The following is a 1,731-nucleotide window of genomic DNA, read 5'->3' as shown; positions in this document are numbered from 1 at the left end:
ACCCGTTCGCCGATGTTGCTCAGCAAACCGCTGGAGTGGACGCAGATGCTGCTAGAAGAGCTGACCCGTCGTCCGCCAGAAGGGGATCCCGACCTGCGCTGGCTGGATCCCAGCCAGGCTGTTACCCTTTCCCTCACCTATTTGCTGGTTTAGCTCAGCAGCAGGGCAAACAGGCCACAGAGGGCAATGCCGTCGAAAACGCCGGCCCCGCCAATGCTGAGAATGCCCGAGCAATTGCGCCGCAGCACCTCCGGCAGGTGCAGCAGATCCGCTCCAATCACTGTGCCCAAAACCCCGCCGGCAAAGGCCACCGCCGGCGCCTGATCCCCCGCCCAGAACAAAGCGGCTAAGGCTGCCGTGGCCGGGGCAATCAGAGGATTCATCTGAATGCCGATCCCGGGCACCACGTGGGAAGCGTAGTAGCTAACCACCGTTACCAGTGCCGTTACGGCCAGGATCAACAGCCCATCAGCCCGCCCAAATTGGTACAGGGCCAAGAGCACCGGGATCAGCCCTCCACCCACGTTGAGGGCAACCACCGTCTCCTGAGAAATCTTGGCCAACGGGATCCCCCAAAATTGCCGCATCCACAGGCTGGCCAGGTCTTCTACTAGGGTTACCTCGCACTTGACGCGGTAGAGAGGAATATTGACCGAGCTGCCCACCAAGATGGCCAGCAGCAGCAACAGCGCCCCCTCCCGCGAGAACCCCAGCTTCCCCACCGCTAGCGCCACCACGTCCACCGCTAGCCCCAGCCAGAGGAAGGGCAGCAGCAGCACCAGCATCAAAAACAGCAACAGCGAGAACGGTAGGTAGAACATGGCAGGGATCCCAGGCTTTCCTCCAGCCTACCAGGACTCGGTTCAACTTTTCTTGGCCTCAGAGGGCAAGTAAGAAGTTAGGTTTGCAACTACAGATCATTTGCCTGAGGCGCCTCAAGATTGTCTAGAGACCAAAAATAGTGTTGCGGATATCCCGAGAAATGCTGTGGCCGGCCTCCCGATCGCTAGGGGTTTTGGACAGGCTAATTTGGTAGCGTCTATCCCCGTGAAAGCAAATCCTGACATGATTATCTTCCGCGATGACCTCAAAACCAAGCTCTTCCAACCTTTTTCTGTAATAATCACTCCACCCATTATAGTCTGAAGACAAGCTGTCTACAGATTCCCTAATTCTCTGACGATGATCATCACCCTCGTTTGCTTCGTTATTCTCAACCAAGTTTCTAAGTATATGCTGGACTCTGCTCCCTTCGTGTACGTTATTAATTTTCTCTCTCAGGATTTCCAAAATAAAACTCTTAGCTTCTTGTGGGTAAAACTCTTTCTCGGTTATTTTCAAGACTATATCTATTTCCGACGGCTCGTACCTTGTATAATGCCCTCTTCCCTGGAGAATTGTAGACAGAGTCTTTTCATAACCTTCTATGCCAGTCTTCAGCGTCTTTATTTCCTCATCCCTTTGTTGAAGCTGTAGTCTCAGCTCTGTAATCTCGTCTGCGTCTGCATGGAGCTGCTCCGCACGCAGCCTCTCTATTTCTGCTTGGAGACTTCGCACTTGCCGATCTTTGTCTTGGAGCCGTTGCAAAAGCTGCTGCTGCTCGGCCAACTGGGCTTCAAGTTTTTGGAGCTGCTCGCTTTTTTGCCGAAGCTGATCCCGCAGCCTAGAAAGTTCTTTCTCGCCTTCCTCAATTTGCCGGCAGAGCTCCTCGATTCTTTGCTCCCGGCGGCG

Annotated in this window: 2 protein-coding genes; both read right to left on the bottom strand. The window is 54.2% G+C overall.

Annotated elements, in window-relative coordinates:
• Positions 1 to 149: 149 nt before the first annotated feature.
• Positions 150 to 821, bottom strand: a complete 672-nt coding sequence (locus tag NW863_RS02175; RefSeq protein ID WP_414364121.1) for a DUF1614 domain-containing protein — start codon at positions 819 to 821, stop codon at positions 150 to 152.
• Positions 822 to 945: 124 nt separating this feature from the next.
• The coding region (locus tag NW863_RS02170) for a hypothetical protein (protein WP_414364120.1) at positions 946 to 1,731 on the bottom strand (786 nt) is incomplete at its 5' end.

The sequence above is a fragment of the Synechococcus sp. B60.1 genome (assembly GCF_047462555.1).
GTDB lineage: Bacteria > Cyanobacteriota > Cyanobacteriia > Thermostichales > Thermostichaceae > Thermostichus.
The sequence above is the reverse complement of the archived record's forward strand: the minus strand, read 5'-3'. Positions and strand labels throughout refer to the sequence as shown.

Coding starts and splice junctions, on each gene's coding strand:
- NW863_RS02175 (WP_414364121.1), bottom strand. CDS start 821: ATGTTCTACCTACCGTTCTCGCTGTTGCTGTTTTTGATGCTGGTGCTG.